The sequence below is a fragment of the Arthrobacter sp. I3 genome (genome assembly GCF_000520575.1).
In the GTDB taxonomy this organism is placed as follows: Bacteria; Actinomycetota; Actinomycetes; order Actinomycetales; family Micrococcaceae; genus Arthrobacter; species Arthrobacter humicola_A.
Genome location: NZ_KI914964.1, coordinates 6,893 through 10,813, shown reverse-complemented (window position 1 = coordinate 10,813; position 3,921 = coordinate 6,893). Strand labels below are relative to the sequence as shown.

Sequence of the window (3,921 nt, the reverse complement as noted above, 5' to 3'; positions counted from 1 at the left end):
TACGCCGTCGACCACGAACGGATCGGCCACCGCACCGGTCATGGGGACGGCTGGTGTTCCTGCGAATGTCGTCTCGTTCATGCTGGTCATCCTCCCTGGACTGCCGTGACAAGTTCGACGTCGTCGCCGTCGGCGAGCGCCGTGGCGTGCCACTGGCTGCGCGGCACCACTTCGGCGTTGCGGGCGACGGCGACACCGAGCTTCCGCCCGTCGGCGGCGCGGCCGTCGGGGCCGATGCTCCGGCCCGTAAGCTGGGTGACGAGTGTGGAGACGGAGGCGCCGTCGGCGACGCTCTGCTCCGTTCCGTTAAGTCGGATGTTCATGCTGCTTCCTTCTTGGGGCTGTCCCCGGACGTAACCGGGATGCGGGAAAAACGGTCCGGGCGGAACCCGCCCCAGCGCGGGTCCGGCGTGAAGTCCATGAGTTGCCGGCACACGGCGGCGGCGGCGGGGGTCAGCAGGACGCCGTGCCGGAAGAATCCTGTGGCGATGATGAGTCCCGGGACGTCCCCGCCGTCCGCTCGTGCGACCCGCCCCAGCAGCGGGGCATTGTCCGGAGTGCCGGGCCGCGCCCGCGCCGTGGCTTCTAAAAGCTCCAGCTCGGCGACCGCAGGCACCAGCTGCTGGGCATCCCGCAGCAGCTGGTAAATACCGCCGGCGGAAACCGCGTGCGGATCCGACGGTCCATCCTCCCGCTGGGTGGCCCCGATCACCACTGTGCCGTCCTGGCGGGGGACGATGTACACCGGGATGCCGCGCACCATGCCCCGCACGGTGGCCGTGAGCAGCGGCTGCAGATGCGGAGGCACGCGAAGCCGGAGGATGTCGCCGTAGACGGGCCGCAGCGGCAGCGCCAGCCCGGCCGGAAGCTCCTCGAGCGCGGCGGCGCCGAGCCCGTTGGCGACCACGGTCTCCGCAGCCCGCACGGAACCGCCGCCGGCCAACCGCACACCCGCCACCTGTCCGTCCTGCCACAGCAGGCCCGCCGCGCCCCGCCGGACGAAGCTGCCGCCTTCCGCACCGAGTACGCCGGCGAGCCGGGTGATCAGCAGGCGGGGGTCCACCTGGTGGTCGGCCGGGATGTCGAAGGCACACGAGATGCCGGGACTCAGCAGGGGCTCCCGGGTGCGCGCCTCGCGCACTGTCAGTGGCTCCACGGCCAGGCCGCATGCCTGCTGGACTTCCCTCAAGTCCGCGAGCGCGCGCCGGTCCGCCGCGTCGGCCCCCACCGCCAGGGTCGGCGTCGTTAAGTAGCCGGTACCCGCCGGGGAATCCGCGCCGGCGGCACCGGCGTCGAGAGCCGTAGCGAATCCTGGCCACAACCGGGAGGCCTCAAGCATCAGTTCCAGGAGCTGTTCCTCCTGGTAGTGCAGTTCACTCACGGGGGCCAGCATGCCGGCCGCGGCCCAGCTGGCTCCGCTGCCGGGAGCATCATCGATCAGGACCACGGATCGGCCCGAGCGGATGGCCTCGAACGCGATGCCATGGCCGATCACCCCGCCGCCGATCACGGCCACGTCGGCAGTCGTATCCCCCGCGATGATTCCCTCTGCGGTACCGGGCCCTGTGTCACAAACCTGGGCGGCGGCGTCATTTGCGGCTCCGGCTGCACGGCCTGCTCGTGTGCCCATGAAAAATTCCTTCCCTACGCCGGTACTAGCCGGATCAGGTCAAGCGGTCGGCTCTGACGCCCTCTCAGCCGGGCAGCGGCGACATGGCTGCTGCGGGCTCCCGCGGTATGCGCCCAGTTTAGAGGAACTAGGCTGGTCCCATGAGCCAGGACCCTCTCCACACCACCGCCCGCCTCTATCTCTGCACCGACGCCCGCAGGGACCGCGGCGACTTCGAGGACTTCGTGGACGCCGCCTTCGCCGGCGGCGTGGACATCATCCAGCTGCGCGACAAGTCGCTCGAGGCCTCCGAGGAGCTGGAACTGCTGGAGGTCCTGCACACCGCGGCGCAGCGCCACGGGCGGCTGTGGGCCGTCAATGACCGGGCGGACATCGCCTCCCTGTCCGGGGCTCCGGTGTTCCATGTCGGCCAGAAGGACATTTCGCTCGACGCCGCCCGCGGCTTTCTCGGCAAGGATGCCGTGATCGGCCTGTCCACCCACAGCCCGAAGCAGGTGGACGCCGCCATCGCTGCCGCGCCCGGCCGCAAAGGGCTCGATTATTTCTGTGTGGGCCCCGTGTGGGCGACGCCCACCAAGCCCGGACGCGCCGCCGTCGGCCTCGATCTGGTGCGCTACGCCGCCCAGGCGATCGGCGGGGCGGAAGCGGAGGGAACCGGCAAAGTCAACGAAAGCGTGCTGCCGTGGTTCGCGATCGGCGGGATCGACCTCAGTAACGTGGAGCAGGTAGTCGATGCCGGTGCCCGGCGGATCGTCGTGGTCCGGGCGATCACCGACGCCGCTGATCCGGCCCACGCCGCCGGAGCCTTGCTGGCGGCGTTGGACGCCGCCGCATCCTAAGCAGGTCCCCAGCCCGTAATGCCGGCCGGCACTGAAACTATCCGGCGAGACCCAGCTCCGTCATCCGGCGCGCGTGATTCGCTGCGAGTTCGGCCGCCAGGCCGTTGACCAGCGCCCCGGGCGCCGGCGTCGTCCAGCCCCGACAGTCCGCCGAGGAACGCGTGCTCAGCGCTGACACGCTGGGCGTGGTTCAATACCTCCCCCAGCAGGCGCCTGGCCCACAACGCCAGGCGCGACGCCAGCCGGGGGTCATCGGCCAGGGCGGCCTTGAGTCGCGCCTGCAGCACGGCCGTGGACTCACCGGTGGAGCGGACCTGTCCGATTAACTCACGGGTCGCGGCGTCGACGTACCGGCCCACGACGCCGTAAAAGTCCGCGGCGACCGTGTCGATCACGTAGGCCTTCATGAGGGCCTCGTACCAGTCCGATGGGCGCGTGCGTTCGTGGAAGTGGTCCACCGAGGGCTGGAACGGCAGCATGGCGGCCTCCGTATCCAGGCCCATGCGCTCGAGCCGGGTCCGGACGAGTTCGTAATGCTGGAACTCGACCACGGCCATCCTGCCCAGCACCGCACGGTCATGCAGCGTGGGCGAATACCGGGCACTCGAGGACAGCCGCTCGAAGGCGGAAAGTTCGCCGTACGCCAAGACTCCCAGCAGGTCGGCAAGGAAGCTGTTGTAGAGGGCAGGATCGTCCGCAGTTGCGCTCATCATCCAAGACTAATAGCGGAAATCGGGCTACCCTGATTTTCGTGTCCCATCATCGCCTGACCCCCAGTGTCCACGAGCAGCAGAACCAGCTTGCCGGGGCCCTCAAGGCGTTGCGCACCACGCTGGAACTGCCCGGCCCGTTCCCCGAAGTTGTGCTGCGCGACGCGGCGGCGGCGGTGGCCGAGCACAAGCTCCCGGACCTTGACCTCACGCATGTCGAGTTCGTGACCATCGATCCGGCGTCGTCCACCGACTTGGACCAGGCCCTCTTTATCGAACGGAGCGACGGCGGCTACAAGGTCTTCTACGCCATCGCCGACGTTCCCTCCTTTGTCGCCCCGGGCGGGGCGCTGGACGCCGAGACCCGGCGCCGCGGCCAGACCTTCTACACCCCGGACGGCCGGATTCCGCTGCATCCGGAGATCATCAGCGAGGCCGCCGGCAGCCTGCTCGCCGGGCAGTTGTGCGCGGCGTTCGTCTGGGAGTTCGAGCTCGACGCCGCGGCAGAGGTCGCCTCGGTCCTCGTGCGCCGGGCACAGGTCCGCAGCCGCGCGAAGCTCAACTACAAGGGCGTGCAGGCCGAGCTCGACGCCGGCACCGCGGCGCCCGTGCTGCAGCTGCTGAAAGAAGTAGGCCTCAAACGGGTGGAACTGGAACGCCTGCGCGGCGGCGCGAGCCTGAACATGCCGGAACAGGAGATCCAGCAACTGCCCGACGGCGGCTACCGGATCGTGGCGGCCCC

Annotated in this window: 5 protein-coding genes and 1 riboswitch; of the genes, 2 read left to right on the top strand and 3 right to left on the bottom strand. The window is 69.8% G+C overall.

Annotation, left to right across the window (positions count from 1 at the left end):
- Positions 1–86: 86 nt before the first annotated feature.
- Positions 87–323, bottom strand: coding sequence for a sulfur carrier protein ThiS (gene thiS / locus Y706_RS0120790; protein WP_028278094.1), 237 nt, complete (start codon positions 321–323; stop codon positions 87–89).
- Positions 320–1,630 carry a glycine oxidase ThiO gene (gene thiO / locus Y706_RS0120785; RefSeq protein WP_028278093.1) on the bottom strand — a complete coding sequence of 437 codons (1,311 nt, stop codon included), beginning with the start codon at positions 1,628–1,630 and terminating at the stop codon, positions 320–322. The genes thiS and thiO overlap by 4 nt, the downstream gene beginning before the upstream one ends.
- Positions 1,624–1,744, bottom strand: a riboswitch (TPP riboswitch). Its footprint overlaps the gene before it by 7 nt.
- A 26-nt stretch (positions 1,745–1,770) precedes the next feature.
- On the opposite strand from thiO, the gene thiE reads away from it, so the two are divergent.
- The gene (gene thiE, locus Y706_RS0120780; RefSeq protein WP_028278092.1) at positions 1,771–2,469 is read left to right on the top strand and encodes a thiamine phosphate synthase; all 699 of its coding nucleotides are present in this window, start codon (positions 1,771–1,773) and stop codon (positions 2,467–2,469) included.
- Here thiE and Y706_RS26875 read toward each other — a convergent pair.
- Positions 2,466–3,179 (bottom strand): ferritin-like fold-containing protein, encoded by a 714-nt coding sequence (locus tag Y706_RS26875; protein ID WP_343213103.1) that lies wholly within the window; start codon positions 3,177–3,179, stop codon positions 2,466–2,468. The two genes, thiE and Y706_RS26875, sit on opposite strands and share 4 nt — an antisense overlap.
- A 41-nt stretch (positions 3,180–3,220) precedes the next feature.
- On the opposite strand from Y706_RS26875, the gene Y706_RS26870 reads away from it, so the two are divergent.
- On the top strand, positions 3,221–3,921 hold a 701-nt coding region (locus tag Y706_RS26870), incomplete at its 3' end, for an RNB domain-containing ribonuclease (RefSeq protein ID WP_043436801.1).

Excerpts from the sequence above, each read along its gene's own strand:
- thiS (WP_028278094.1), bottom strand. The coding sequence starts at position 323 with ATGAACATCCGACTTAACGGAACGGAGCAGAGCGTCGCCGACGGCGCC.
- thiE (WP_028278092.1), top strand. The coding sequence starts at position 1,771 with ATGAGCCAGGACCCTCTCCACACCACCGCCCGCCTCTATCTCTGCACC.
- Y706_RS26875 (WP_343213103.1), bottom strand. The coding sequence starts at position 3,179 with ATGAGCGCAACTGCGGACGATCCTGCCCTCTACAACAGCTTCCTTGCC.
- thiO (WP_028278093.1), bottom strand. The coding sequence starts at position 1,630 with ATGGGCACACGAGCAGGCCGTGCAGCCGGAGCCGCAAATGACGCCGCC.